The organism is Nonomuraea sp. NPDC050153, assembly GCF_044460125.1.
Classification (GTDB): domain Bacteria; phylum Actinomycetota; class Actinomycetes; order Streptosporangiales; family Streptosporangiaceae; genus Nonomuraea.
On record NZ_JBITJQ010000010.1, the window covers coordinates 157171 to 170095 of the forward strand.

Sequence of the window (12925 nt, forward strand, 5' to 3'; positions counted from 1 at the left end):
GTAACCCCCGTGTTTCCTCTCACCAGGCTGCCCGGGATGAAAGTTTCATCCGCGTTCCGGGGCATTCAACGAGCATGCGGGGCGGCGGACACCTCCGCGAGCATCGCCCTCTGTACATGGATGGAACCACGACAGACCATGGGAGCGCTCCCAGCCCTCTAATACTGGAGATGATCGCTCGTGAGACTCCAACGCGGCCTCCGCAAATGGGCCGTGACCGTGACCGCCGCGAGTGTCGCGGCCTTAGGGCTCGTCGTAGGCCAGAGCACGGCCGCCAACGCCGCCGTCTCCTGCGACGTGACCTACTCTGCCAACTCGTGGACGAGCAGCCCCGGCCAGGGCGGTTTCACCGCGAGCATCACGTTGAAGAACACCGGCGACCCGATTACGTCGTGGAATCTGGGCTTCGACTTCCCGACCACCGGTCAGAAGTACACCCCCACCGGCTGGGGCGCCAACTGGAGCCAGTCAGGCACCCGCGTGACGGGCACGAACATGCCGTACAACGGCAGCCTGAGCACCGGTGGGTCCGTGTCCATCGGCTTCAACGGCACCTGGACCGGCAGCAACCCGAACCCGACCACGTTCAGCGTGAACGGGGTCACCTGCGGTGGCGGCGGGAACCCGACCACCCCGTCGGTGGTCACCTCGGCCAGCGCGGTCGCGGTGAACGAGGGCGGCACGGCCACGTTCACGGCCAGGCTCTCCTCGGCCCCGTCCGCCAACGTGACCGTCACCACCACGCGGACCAGCGGTGACACCGACCTGTCCGTCAGCTCGGGCGGCTCGCTGACCTTCACCCCGGCCAACTGGAACACCGCCCAGACCGTCACCCTGGCCGCGGCCCAGGACTCCGACACGACCGCGGGCACCGCCTCCTTCACCGTCGGCGGCACCGGCGTCACCCCGGCCACGGTCTCCGCCACCGAGGTGGACGACGACGCCGTGGTGGAGCAGTCGATCATCGTGACGCCGGCCGCGGTGACCGTGCCCGAGGGCGCCACCGCCTCGTACACCGTGCGCCTGGCCGCCGCGCCGACCTCGAACGTGACCGTCACCTCGACGGCGGGCACCGGCGACACCAACATCACCGTCTCCAGCGGCGGCAGCCTCACCTTCACGCCGTCCAACTGGAGCACGGCGCAGACGGTCACCCTGGCCGCCGCCGAGGACTCCGACACGGCCAACGGCAGCCGCACCATCACCGTCGCCTCCACCGGCCTGACCTCCAGGACGGTCACCGCCACCGAGGCCGACAACGACGGCGGCACCACCCCCGGCGGCCACGTCGAGAACCCCTACGCCGGCGCCACCGGCTACGTCAACCCTGACTGGAGGGCCAAGGCCCAGGCCGAGCCCGGCGGCTCCGCGGTGGCCAACACCTCCACCGCCGTCTGGCTGGACCGCATCGCGGCCATCGCCGGCTCCTCCTCCGCCATGGGCCTGCGCGCCCACCTGGACGAGGCCGTCAGGCAGGACGCCGCCAACGGCTCCGCGCCGCTGACCGTCCAGTTCGTCATCTACGACCTGCCCAACCGCGACTGCTCGGCGCTGGCCTCCAACGGCGAGCTGCTCATCGCCGAGAACGGGCTCAACCGCTACAAGACCGAGTACATCGACCCGATCTCGGCGATCATGAGCGACTCCGCGTACTCGAACCTGCGGATCGTCACGATCATCGAGCCCGACTCGCTGCCCAACCTGGTCACCAACCTCAGCTTCGCCAAGTGCGCCGAGGCCAACTCGACCGGTGCCTACGTCGACGGCGTCCGCTACGCGCTGAACAAGCTGCACGCCATCACCAACGTCTACACCTACGTCGACGCCGCCCACCACGCCTGGCTCGGCTGGGACTCGAACTTCAACCCGTCGGTCAACATCTTCTACAACACCGTCGCCGGCGCCACCGCCGGTGTGGACAGCGTGGACGGCTTCATCGTCAACACCGCCAACACCTCCGCGACCACCGAGCCGTACTTCACGATCAACTCGACCGTGAACGGCACGTCGGTCCGGCAGTCCAAGTGGGTGGACTGGAACTGGTACGTGGACGAGGCGACGTTCGCCACGGCCCTGCGCAGCGCCCTCATCTCCAAGGGCTTCAGGAACGGGCTCGGCATGCTGGTCGACACCTCGCGCAACGGCTGGGGCGGCACCGCCCGTCCGAGCGGGCCGAGCACCTCGACCGTCCTGGACGACTTCGTCAACCAGTCGCGCACCGACCGCCGCATCCACGCCGGCAACTGGTGCAACCAGAGCGGCGCGGGCATGGGCGCGCGGCCGACCGCCAACCCGGCGGCCGGGTTCGACGCCTACGTCTGGATCAAGCCTCCGGGCGAGTCGGACGGCGCCAGCTCGGACATCCCGAACGACGAGGGCAAGAAGTTCGACCGGATGTGCGACCCGACGTACCACGGCAACAACCTCAACGGCAACAACCTGACGGGCGCGCTGCCCAACGCGCCGCTGTCGGGGCGCTGGTTCTCGGCGCAGTTCCAGGAGCTGCTGAGGAACGCCTACCCGCCCGTCAACTGACCACCGTCACCGCCGGGGGCCCTCGCCCCCGGCCCGAGCCCGAGCGACCCGCCTGACCCGGGTCTCTCGGAGGGACCCGCCTGACCCGGGTCCCTCGACCACCCGAAGGGGCCCCGCATGTCGGGGCCCCTTCACCTCTGAGTGCCGCGCCACTCCGAAACGATCTCGTCGACATCGAACGGCATGCCCAGAGGTTTCCGTTCGGTCAAAACGACCTCCTCAGGCCAGATTGTGACTCGGGGTCAGCGGGCCACGCCAGCCGAGCATGGCCTCGGTCATGCGTACGGACGCGACGGTGGCGGCCACGTCGTGCACCCGCAGGATCCGGGCGCCCTTGACGATGGCGAAGACGTTGGCGGCGATCGTGCCCTCCTTCCGCTCCCCCTGGGGCCGGTCGAGCGTCTCGCCGATGAAGTCCTTGTTGGACAGGGCCACCAGCGTCGGGTAGCCGATCGCGGTGACCTCCTCCAGTCGCCGGGTGATCTCCAGGGAGTGGAAGGTGTTCTTGTTGAGGTCGTGGCCGGGGTCGATAATGATCTTGTCGGGGGCGATGCCCGCTGCCAGCGCGTACGCGACCCGCTCGCGCAGGTAGCCGGCCACCTCGGCGACGACGTCGGCGTAGCTCGGCCGGAACACGCGCCTGCCGGGGCCGCCGAGGCTGTGCGTGACGATCACGCTGGCCCCCGACCCGGCGGCGAACTCCGCCATGCCGGGCTCGCGCAGGCCGTTGGTGTCGTTGATCACGTCCGCGCCGGCCTCGACGGCCGCCCGCGCCACCTCGGGCCGGTGGGTGTCGACGGAGATGACGGCGTCGGTGGCCTTCCTGACCTCCGCGATGACCGGAGCGACCCGGTCGATCTCCTCGTTCGCGCCGATCTGCGCCTGAGCCGCGCTGAAGGCGAACCCGCCGATGTCCACCCAGTCGGCCCCGTCGTCCACGGCCCGGCACGCGGCGGCGACGGCGCTGTCGAGCTCGTAGGTGCGGCCCTGGTCGTGGAAGGAGTTGGGCGTCCTGTTGATGATGGCCATGATGGCGACCTGACGCGCGAAATCGAACTCCCGCCGGCCGATGCGCCGGACGGGCGAGATGATCCCGGAGGAAAGCGCTTCGCCGCTCACGTGGCGAGCCTACCCGCACACCCGCACAGCCGACGCGAAGGGCTGTCAGGCGGTGAAGCGGCCGAAGGGGCGGCAGCCGGCCATGACCCGGATGCGTTTCATGGCCTCGTGGGTGACGCGATCAGGCCCGCTCGGCAGCCGCATGGTGAGCAGGACCGTCGTCCCGCCGGGCCCGGTGTCGAAGTCGGCCGTGTCGCACAGCCGCTGGATGAGGTAGATCCCCCTGCCGCCCTGGGCGAGGTCGAGCGGGCTGATGCCGCCGTTGACGTAGCCGTCGGGGATGCCCGTCCCCGCGTCGGAGGTCTCGGAGCGGATGAGGCCGTTCACCGTCCACAACTTGAAGTACCCATGCCCACCCCCGTGCTCCACGGCGTTGACGACGCTCTCGTGCACGGCCAGGACGAAGTCGTCCAGCCGAGGGCTGCTCAGCCCGCAACTCCTGGCGCACTCGGCCACGGTGCGGCGCAGCCTGGTGACGTCGTCGAGAGTGAAGGGCTGGGCCATCAGGGTCCGCATGCGCTCCCTCCGTGTCCTCCGACAGGATGACGGTCGCGCTTCAGGACCTCGCGTCGTGTGTCACGTTCCCCCGGAGGAGACGACTTACACCCCGGACGCCCCACCGACACCGGCGGCGAGCTCCTTGACGCGGCCTACGGGCCCGCCGTCGGGGGCCAGCGGGGCGGTGTCCATGCCGGCCCCGTCGTGCAGCCCCTCGAACAGCTCCCGCACGGCCTCCCACGACGGGTGCCGCGGCGCCCACCCCAGCACCTCCCTGGCGCGGTCGGTCTTCATGATCGGAACCCGCAGGACCAGGTCCAGCAGGCCGGGTGCGGCCGGCAGGAGCCGCAGGTGCCAGGCCGCCGCCATGACCGCCCTGGCCACGGTGGGCGAGACCGCGACCGTTCGGGTGCCGAGCAGCCTGGCCAGGTCGGGCGGGTCGAGCACGGGCGCGGCGGCGAGGTTGAACGGGCCCCGCACCTCCTTGGTGACGGCCAGCCGGTACGCCTCCGCCGCGTCCTCCGCGTGCAGCGCCTGCAGCCGCAGGCCCGGGATGTCCGGCACGAAAGGGATCCGCCCCTCCTTGATCAGCCGCCCCGGCAGGAACGGCCCGCCGAACAGCCTGCGCTGCTCGGTGGCGGCCACCCGCTGGAAGACGAACCCCGGCCGCATCCGCACCACCCGGATGCCCGGGTGATCGTGCTCGAAGACGTCGAGCACCCGCTCGACGTAGGCCTTCTCCCGCCCGTACGCGGCCCCCGGCCAGCCGTGCGTGGGCCAGCTCTCGTCCACCGGCCGGTCCTTGGGCCCGGGCGAGTACGCGCCCACGGACGAGGCGTGGACGAGCGCGGGCACCCCCGCCTCGGCGACGGCGCGGAAGACGCGCATGCTGCCCAGGACGTTCGCCCGCCAGGTCGTCGCCGGGTCTCTGGTGGGCTGGAACAGCCACGCGAGATGGACGACCGCGTCCGCCCCGTCGAAGATCCGCGTGAGATCCGCGGTCGCGACGTCCGCCTGCCGCCAGTCGGTGCGGTCGATCCGCCAACCGGGCAGCCGACGAGCGACCCCGACGACCGAGGTCACCCCGTCGTCGGCGGCCAGCGCGCGAACCACGCTGGTGCCGACGTTCCCGGTTGCCCCCACCACGACAACTCTCATGGGTGCTTCGCTGCCCGCCCACCGGGCAGCGAAACCCCTCTGACCTGCCGGATTACGGCTGGAGCAGGATCTTGACGGCTCCGTCGGACTTCTTCTGGAACATCTCGTACGCCATGGGCGCCTGCTCCAGGGGCAGCCGATGGGTGGCGAGGTCCATCACGCCGAGCGGATCCGACTCGTCGGTCACCAGCGGCATCAGCGCGCCGGTCCACCGCCGTACGTGGGCCTGCCCCATGCGCACCGTGATGCCCTTGTCGAACATGCGCAGCATGGGCATGGGGTCCGTCATGCCGCCGTACGTGCCCACGACGGAGATGACGCCGCCGCGCCGTACGGAGTCGATGGCCTGGTTGAACGCGGCGAGGCGGTCGACGCCCGTGTGGGACATGAGCGGCGCGGCCACCGCGCCGGGCAGCATCGTGGTGAGCGTCTGGGCCAGCTTGGCGGCCGGGGAGCCGTGGGCCTCCATGCCGACCGCGTCGATGACCGAGTCGGTGCCGCGTCCCGAGGTCCACCGGCGGATCTCGTCGGGGACGTCGGTGACCTCGCTCGCGTCGATGACCTCGACGCCGTGGCGGCGGGCCATCTCCAGGCGCTGCGTGACGCCGTCCACGCCGATCACCCGGTAGCCGAGGTGGCGGGCGATGCGGCAGCACATCTGGCCGATGGGGCCGAGGCCGAAGACGGTGACGCTGCCGCCCTCGGGGATGTGCGCGTACGCGACGGCCTGCCAGGCGGTCGGCAGCACGTCGGACAGGTAGATGAAGCGCTCGTCCGCCGGCCCCTCCGGCACCTTGATCGGGCCGAACTGGGCCTCGGGCACCCGCAGGTACTGGGCCTGCCCGCCGGGCACCTGGCCGTAGAGCTTGGTGTAGCCGAACTGGGCCGCTCCCGTGCCCTGCTCGCGCACCTGCGTGGTCTCGCACTGCGCGTAGAGCTCCATGCCGCACATGTGGCAGTGGCCGCAGGAGATGTTGAACGGGATGACCACGCGGTCACCCGGCTTGATGTTGTCGATCGCGGAGCCGACCTCTTCGACGACGCCCATGGACTCGTGCCCCAGGATGTCGCCCTCGGCCATGAACGGCCCGAGCACTTCGTACAGGTGAAGGTCGGAGCCGCAGATTCCGGTGCTGGTCACCCTGATGACCGCGTCGTTCGGCTCCTTGATGGCCGGGTCTGGGACCTCTTCGACCCGTATGTCGCGCTTGCCGTGCCAGGTGACTGCCTTCATGGTGTCTCCTTCGGAATAGGCACAAATGCCGCATACCCCCACATAAGCCATCAAATCGGCATCTGCTCCGGGTGGCATCCCGACACGCCCAGATTCGGGGACCGGTCCAGCAAAGGCCGAACGCTCCACGCCAAAGTGCTTTACACGCTCTGTATTGGGTGAGTAACTATTGGTAGCTGACGCCGACCGAAGGAGCCGCGCGCATGCCGGTGAGCTTCACTCAGCACAACGTTGGATCACGCATAGACCGACGCCTGGCCGGTTTTCTCGAGACCTGGCGAGCTCCCGTCGACGACCCCGACGTCGAGGCGGCGTACCAGTTGCTCACCGAGTTCGTCCTCAACGGCGGCAAGCGCGTCAGGCCGCAGCTGTGCTACTGGGGCTGGCGGGGGGCCGGCGGAGGCGACGGCGAGGAGATCATCACCGCAGCCGCGTCCTTGGAGCTGTGCCACGCCGGCCTGCTCATCCACGACGACATCATGGACGGCAGCGAGCTGCGGCGCGGCCGGGCCACCGTGCACAGGAGCCTGGCCGGGCTGCACCGCGGCCCGGGCTCGGACGCGTTCGGGCAGGCGGGCGGCATCCTGCTCGGCACGCTGAGCCTGGCCTGGTCCGACACCATGTTGTCGTCGTGCGGGGTGGAGCCGCACCGGCTGCGGGCCGCGCACCACGTGTTCGACACCATGCGCACCGAGGTCATCAGCGGCCAGTACCTCGACGTCCTGGCCCAGCTCCGCTCGGGCGCGAGCGTGGAAGAGGCGCTCACGGTGATCCGGTTCAAGACCGCCAAGTACACCGTCGAGCGGCCGCTGCAGATCGGGGGCGCGCTGGCCGGGGCCTCGATGGAGCTGCTGGAGTCGTACTCGCGCTTCGGCCTGCCGCTGGGCGAGGCGTTCCAGCTGCGCGACGACGTGCTCGGGACGTTCGGCCAGGAGTCGGAGACCGGCAAGTCGGCGCTGGATGACCTGCGCGAGGGCAAGCACACCGTGCTCGTCGCGCATGCCGTGCGGCGGGCCACAGCCGGCCAGCTCGCCCATCTCAAGAACTGGCACGGCAACCCGGAGCTGACCGAGGAGCGCGCCGAGGAGGTGCGGCAGATCCTGCGCGACACGGGAGCGCTGGACGAGGTCGAGGAAATGATCGAAGACCGGGTGCGCGAGGCCGTGACCGCGCTGGCCGCGGCGCCGATCGAGCCGGAGACGGCGAGAGCGCTGGCCGTGCTGGCCGACCAGCTCGCGCACCGCACCAAGTAGGGGGTTCCCCACAATGGGACAGGTACTTCTCGCGGCCCCGCGCGGCTTCTGCGCGGGTGTCGAGCGCGCGATCAGCACCGTCGAAGAGGCGTTGAGCCGCTTCGGCCCACCGGTCTACGTGCGCAAACAGATCGTCCACAACACGTACGTGGTCGACGACCTCACCCGGCGCGGCGCGATCTTCGTCGAGGAACTCGACGAGGTCCCCGACGGCTCGCTGGTCGTCTTCTCCGCCCATGGCGTCGCGCCGGCGGTGAAGGACGAGGCGGGGCTGCGCGGCCTGCGGGCGATCGACGCCACCTGCCCGCTGGTCACGAAGGTCCACAAGGAGGCCGTACGCATGGCCGAGGCCGGCTACGAGATCGTCCTCATCGGCCACGCCGAGCACGAGGAGGTCGAGGGCACGTTCGGCGAGGCCCCCGACCGCATCCACGTCGTGGACCCGGCCAGAGCCGACGAGGTGACGGCGAGCGGCACGCGCCCGATGAGCTGGCTGTCGCAGACCACGCTGGCCGTGGACGAGACCATGCAGGCCGTCGCCGAGCTGCGCAAACGCTTCCCCCAGATGGTCGACCCGCCCAGCGACGACATCTGCTACGCCAGCCAGAACCGCCAGGAGGCGATCACCAGGATCGCCCCGCGGTGCGAGCTGGTCATCGTCGTCGGCTCGGCCAACTCGTCGAACTCGCGCCGGCTGGTGGAGGTGGCCCTGAGCGCCGGCGCGGGCGCGGCGTACCTGGTCGACAGGGCCGACGACGCCGACGAGCGCTGGCTCGACGGCGTGCGGACCGTCGGGGTCAGCTCCGGCGCGTCCGTCCCCGAGCGGCTGGTCGAGGAGTTACTCGGCTGGCTCGCCGCCCACGGATACGACGACGTGGAGCCGGTGACCGTGGCCAAGGAGACGCTCACGTTCTCCCTGCCGCTCGAATTCCGATCCACCCGCAACCCCGGCTAGGTCCCAAACCCAGATTGGTGGTGCAGCACGATGACCGAAACGACCAACTCGAGCACGCCCGAGGCCGTCAACGGCAACGGACAGCTCAGCCTCAGCACCGACGCCGCCAGACAGCTCGCGACCACGACCAAGACGCCGCCGCAGATGCAGGAGATCACCTCCCGCTGGTTGCTGAAGCTGCTGCCGTGGGTGCAGTGCTCGGGCGGTGTGTTCCGGGTCAACCGTCGGCTGACGTATGAGCTGGGTGACGGCCGCATCACGTTCAGCACGACCGGTTCGGACGTGCGGGTCATCCCCGCGGAGCTGACCGAGCTGCCCATGCTGCGCGGCTTCGACGATTCGGAGGTGCTCGGGGCGCTGGCCGACCGCTTCGCCCAGCGTGAGGTGGAGGCGGGCGAGGAGATCGTCTCCGAGGGCCGCCCCGTTGACCGGCTGGTGCTGATCGCCCACGGCCGGGTGGCCAAGGTGAGCCGCGGCGCGTACGGCGACGAGCAGAACCTCGGCGTCCTGGCCGACGGCGACTATCTCGGCGAGGCGACACTGACGAGTGGTGGCCAGTTCGACTTCACCGCGCGGGCCAAGACCAAGACCACCGTTCTCACGCTGTCCCGGCAGGACTTCGAGCAACTGGCCGACCAGGCTCCCGGCCTGCGCGAGCACCTGGACCGCTGGCTTACGGCCAGTGGGGAGCACGCCCAGAACGACTATGGCGAGGCGGCGATCGACCTTTCGGCGGGCCACAGCGGCGAGCCGGTGCTGCCCGGCACGTTCGTGGACTACGAGCAGAGCCCGCGCGAGTACGAGCTGAGCGTGGCGCAGACGGTCCTGCGGGTGCACACCCGCGTCTCCGACCTGTACAACCAGCCGATGAGCCAGCTCGACCAGCAGCTCCGCCTCACCATCGAGGCCCTGCGCGAGCGGCAGGAACACGAGATGGTCAACAACAAGGAGTTCGGCCTGCTCCACAACGCCGACTTCGGCCAGCGCATCCGCACCCGCGCCGGCCGCCCCACCCCCGACGACCTCGACGACCTGCTGTCGACGGTGTGGAAGGACCCGGCGTTCTTCCTGGCGCACCCGCAGGCCATCGCGGCCTTCGGCCGGGAGTGCAGCAAGCGCGGCGTCTACCCGCAGTCCATCGAGGCCTTCGGGCACAAGGTGCCGTCCTGGCGGGGCATCCCGATCTTCCCGTGCAACAAGATCCCGATCTCCTCCACGCACACGACGTCGTTCCTGCTCATGCGGACCGGCCAGGAGAACCAGGGCGTCGTCGGCCTGCACCAGACCGGCATCCCCGACGAGTACCAGCCGAGCCTGTCGGTCCGGTTCATGAACATCAACGAGAAGGCGGTCATCTCCTACCTGGTGAGTGCGTACTACTCGCTGGCGGTGCTCGTGCCTGACGCGCTCGGCGTGCTGGAGGACGTCGAGCTCGGCAGGAACGGCTGAGCGAGGAACCGGACGGCCGGCACCGCGCCCACTGACCGGTGCGCGCGGTGCCGGCCTGCTACGCACGTGAAGGAGTTGCCATGAGTCAGCCGTTCGAGCTGCCGGACTTCTACATGCCGTACCCGGCGCGGCTGAACCCGCATCTCGAAGAGGCTCGCGCGCATTCCAAACGGTGGGCGCGCGAGCTGGGCATGTCCGAAGGGTCTGGCATCTGGGAGGAGGCCGACCTCGACGCCCACGACTACGCGCTGTTGTGCGCGTACACGCATCCCGACTGCGACGCCGAGGAGCTCTGCCTGATCACCGACTGGTACGTGTGGGTCTTCTTCTTCGACGACCACTTCCTGGAGGTCTTCAAGCGCAGCGGTGACCTGGCGGGTGGCAAGGCGTACCTCGACCACATCGCCCGGTTCATGCCGATGGGCGATGACCTGACCATGCCCGAGCCCACCAACCCGGTCGAGGCCGGACTGGCCGACCTGTGGGCGCGTACGGTGCCCAGCAGGTCCGCGGACTGGCGGGCGCGCTTCGCCGAGAGCACTCGCAACCTGCTGAACGAGTCGCTCTGGGAGCTGGCCAACATGAACCGGGGGCGGGTGGCCAACCCGGTCGAGTACATCGAGATGCGCCGCAAGGTCGGCGGGGCCCCCTGGTCGGCTGGGCTGGTCGAGCACGCGGTCGGCGCCGAGGTGCCCGCCCGGCTCGCCGGGACCCGGCCGCTGCGGGTGCTGAAGGACGCCTTCGCGGACGGGGTCCACCTGCGTAACGACCTGTTCTCGTACGAGCGGGAGGTCGGGGACGAGGGCGAGCTGAGCAACGGCGTGCTGGTGCTGGAGAGGTTCCTGGGGTGCGGCACGCAGGAGGCCGCGGACGCGGTCAACGACCTGCTGACCTCGCGGCTGCAGCAGTTCGAGCACACGGCGCTGGGTGAGCTGGGCCCGCTGTTCGTGGAGTACGGCGTCGACCCGCTCACCGCGACCGGCGTGCTGGCCTACGTCAAGGGCCTGCAGGACTGGCAGTCGGGCGGGCACGAGTGGCACCTGCGCTCCAGCCGGTACATGAACAAGCGGGTCGCCGCCCGCAAGCCGCTGGGCATGCCGTCGATCGTCAACCTCTTGGGGGCCAAACGCCTGCGCAGCTTCACGCACGTGCCGTACCAGCGGGTGGGGCCCGCGCGGATCCCCGACCTGGACGTGCCCTTCCAGCTCCGCCTGTCGCCCCATCTCGACGCGGCCAGGCAGCGCAATCTGGCCTGGAGCAGGGAGATGGGGATCACCGACTCGACCGTATGGGACGAGCGGCGGCTGCTCGACATCGACCTGCCGCTGTGCGCCGCGGGCATGCATCCCGACGGCACTCCCGAGGAGCTGGACCTGGCGTCGTACTGGCTGACCTGGGGGACGTACGCGGACGACTACTTCCCGGCCGTCTTCGGCCGCTCCCGCAACCTCGCGGCGGCCAGGATCGCGGTGGAGCGGTTCTCGGCGTTCATGCCGCTGGACGGCTCCCCCGCGCCCGCGCCCGCGAACGTGCTGGAGCGCGGCCTGGCCGACGTCTGGGCGCGTACGGTGGGCCCGATGCCGCCCGAAGAGCGCCGCGAGCTCCGCGAGTCGGTCGAGAGCATGGGCCTGAGCTGGCTGTGGGAGCTGGGCAACCAGTTCGCCAACCACATCCCCGACCCCGTGGACTTCATCGAGATGCGGCGGCAGACCTTCGGCAGCGAGCTGACCATGCGCCTCAGCCGGCTGCGGAACAGCCGGCGGCTCCCCCGGGAGCTGCTGGAGAGCGGGCCGATGCGCTCGCTGGAGAACGCCGTCTCCGACGTCGGGACGCTGATCAACGACGTCTTCTCCTACCAGAAGGAGATCGAGTTCGAGGGGGAGCTGCACAACAGCGTCCTGGTGGTGCAGAACTTCTTCGACTGCGACTACCCGACGGCGCTCGGCATCGTGGCCGACCTGCTCGCCTCGCGGCTGGGCCAGTTCCAGCACATCGTCGAGCACGAGCTGCCGGTCCTGTGCGACAACCTCGATCTCGACGCGGACGCCCGGCACGACCTCGACGCGTTCGTGGACGAGCTGCGGAACTGGGTGGCCGGGATACTCCACTGGCACCACAACTGCTCCCGGTACGACGAGGACTCGCTGCGCCGCCACAACCGGGTGCCCGAGCGGCGGCTGGGCGGGCCGACCGGCCTCGGCACCTCGGCGGCCTACGCGGGCAGGTGATGGGTGCGGGGTTCGTAGAACCAGCCCATCATGCGGAGCAGACGGCGCTGGTACGGCGTGACATTGTGCAGGCGGATCCATCGCTCCGCCGGCGGCAGCGTGGGCATGACGAGCACGCGCAGCCCGGAGACGTCGATGAAGGTCAGCTCGCCGGTGTCGACGACGATGTACGCGCCCCGGCGGCACCCCTTCAGGGCGTCGGCCACCGCGGGGCTGTTGGAGGCGTCGATCTCGCCGACCAACGCCACGGACGGCGGTCCGGGCGCCGCGCGCACGGTGATCGCCAGCTGCCCATCCTGATAGAGCAACCGCTCTTGGACGCTCACGCTCTTCGCCCCCCAACACGCACGCTCTGGGGGTGTAATCCTGCGACTGGCCTGCTCCGGCAAATAACCAGAACCCAGGTTACACGAAGTATGTTTGGCTATGTAATTTTCGCCGGAAAATGACCGAATTAGGGAGAAATTATGAAGGGCACGGCATGGCCGTGCCCTTG

10 protein-coding genes are annotated in these 12925 nt (G+C 69.9%); 5 read left to right on the forward strand and 5 right to left on the reverse strand.

Annotation, left to right across the window (positions count from 1 at the left end):
• Positions 1 to 180: 180 nt before the first annotated feature.
• Positions 181 to 2535 carry a glycoside hydrolase family 6 protein gene (locus ACIBQ1_RS25400; protein ID WP_397281236.1) on the forward strand — a complete coding sequence of 785 codons (2355 nt, stop codon included), beginning with the start codon at positions 181 to 183 and terminating at the stop codon, positions 2533 to 2535.
• 219 nt (positions 2536 to 2754) lie between these two features.
• On the opposite strand, the gene folP is transcribed toward ACIBQ1_RS25400, so the two are convergent.
• The 4 genes from folP to ACIBQ1_RS25420 form a co-directional block, all read right to left on the reverse strand.
• Positions 2755 to 3654, reverse strand: coding sequence for a dihydropteroate synthase (gene folP, locus ACIBQ1_RS25405; protein ID WP_397281239.1), 900 nt, complete (start codon positions 3652 to 3654; stop codon positions 2755 to 2757).
• Positions 3655 to 3699: 45 nt separating this feature from the next.
• Complete coding sequence (locus ACIBQ1_RS25410; RefSeq protein ID WP_397281240.1) at positions 3700 to 4170, reverse strand: ATP-binding protein; 471 nt, start codon at positions 4168 to 4170, stop codon at positions 3700 to 3702.
• Between the two features lie 84 nt (positions 4171 to 4254).
• Entirely contained in the window at positions 4255 to 5310 is a 1056-nt protein-coding gene (locus ACIBQ1_RS25415; RefSeq protein ID WP_397281242.1) for an NAD-dependent epimerase/dehydratase family protein, read from the reverse strand.
• 52 nt (positions 5311 to 5362) lie between these two features.
• On the reverse strand, positions 5363 to 6544 hold the full coding sequence (locus ACIBQ1_RS25420; protein ID WP_397281243.1) for a zinc-dependent alcohol dehydrogenase: 1182 nt from the start codon (positions 6542 to 6544) through the stop codon (positions 5363 to 5365).
• 209 nt (positions 6545 to 6753) lie between these two features.
• Between ACIBQ1_RS25420 and ACIBQ1_RS25425 the strand changes: the two genes are divergently transcribed.
• From ACIBQ1_RS25425 to ACIBQ1_RS25440, 4 genes are all read left to right on the forward strand, one after another.
• Complete coding sequence (locus tag ACIBQ1_RS25425) at positions 6754 to 7797, forward strand: polyprenyl synthetase family protein (RefSeq protein WP_397281244.1); 1044 nt, start codon at positions 6754 to 6756, stop codon at positions 7795 to 7797.
• A gap of 13 nt (positions 7798 to 7810) precedes the next feature.
• A complete protein-coding gene (locus ACIBQ1_RS25430) occupies positions 7811 to 8752 on the forward strand; it encodes a 4-hydroxy-3-methylbut-2-enyl diphosphate reductase (RefSeq protein WP_397281246.1) in 942 nt (313 codons plus the stop codon).
• Between the two features lie 30 nt (positions 8753 to 8782).
• Positions 8783 to 10201 carry a family 2B encapsulin nanocompartment shell protein gene (locus tag ACIBQ1_RS25435; protein ID WP_397281247.1) on the forward strand — a complete coding sequence of 473 codons (1419 nt, stop codon included), beginning with the start codon at positions 8783 to 8785 and terminating at the stop codon, positions 10199 to 10201.
• Positions 10202 to 10281: 80 nt separating this feature from the next.
• Entirely contained in the window at positions 10282 to 12429 is a 2148-nt protein-coding gene (locus ACIBQ1_RS25440; RefSeq protein WP_397281249.1) for a germacradienol/geosmin synthase, read from the forward strand.
• Here the strand turns inward: ACIBQ1_RS25440 and ACIBQ1_RS25445 are convergent.
• Positions 12414 to 12755: an STAS domain-containing protein gene (locus ACIBQ1_RS25445; RefSeq protein WP_397281251.1), complete on the reverse strand. Its 342-nt coding sequence runs from the start codon at positions 12753 to 12755 to the stop codon at positions 12414 to 12416. The genes ACIBQ1_RS25440 and ACIBQ1_RS25445 overlap by 16 nt on opposite strands.
• Positions 12756 to 12925: the final 170 nt, after the last annotated feature.

What these genes read in the sequence shown, in the direction of transcription:
- ACIBQ1_RS25410 (WP_397281240.1), bottom strand. Translation starts at nt 4,170, where the DNA reads ATGCGGACCCTGATGGCCCAGCCCTTCACTCTCGACGACGTCACCAGG.
- ACIBQ1_RS25440 (WP_397281249.1), top strand. Translation starts at nt 10,282, where the DNA reads ATGAGTCAGCCGTTCGAGCTGCCGGACTTCTACATGCCGTACCCGGCG.
- ACIBQ1_RS25415 (WP_397281242.1), bottom strand. Translation starts at nt 5,310, where the DNA reads ATGAGAGTTGTCGTGGTGGGGGCAACCGGGAACGTCGGCACCAGCGTG.
- ACIBQ1_RS25430 (WP_397281246.1), top strand. Translation starts at nt 7,811, where the DNA reads ATGGGACAGGTACTTCTCGCGGCCCCGCGCGGCTTCTGCGCGGGTGTC.
- ACIBQ1_RS25435 (WP_397281247.1), top strand. Translation starts at nt 8,783, where the DNA reads ATGACCGAAACGACCAACTCGAGCACGCCCGAGGCCGTCAACGGCAAC.
- ACIBQ1_RS25420 (WP_397281243.1), bottom strand. Translation starts at nt 6,544, where the DNA reads ATGAAGGCAGTCACCTGGCACGGCAAGCGCGACATACGGGTCGAAGAG.